1 rRNA gene is annotated in these 253 nt (G+C 54.5%); it reads right to left on the reverse strand.

Features of this window, described 5'->3' with window-relative positions:
* Window positions 1-253: ribosomal RNA gene (locus M3650_RS31645) — 23S ribosomal RNA — on the reverse strand; the annotation flags it as partial.

A 253-nucleotide genomic window follows, 5' to 3' on the forward strand; every position in this document is an offset into this window, starting at 1 on the left:
ACGAGAGTTCTTCCGCGCGCCTTAGAATTCTCTTCTCGCCTACCTGTGTCGGTTTGCGGTACGGGCACCTTCATCCTGGCTAGAGGCTTTTCTTGGCAGCATGAAATCAAGACCTTCGGTACTATAATTTTCCCTCCCCATCACAGCCCAGCCTTATGGTCAGCGGATTTGCCTACTGACCGGCCTCACTGCTTGGACGAGCATCCATCAGCTCGCGTCCCTATCCTTCTGCGTCCCCCCATTGCTCATAACG

Source organism: Paenibacillus sp. MER TA 81-3 (assembly GCF_023713585.1).
Classification (GTDB): domain Bacteria; phylum Bacillota; class Bacilli; order Paenibacillales; family Paenibacillaceae; genus Paenibacillus_B; species Paenibacillus_B profundus.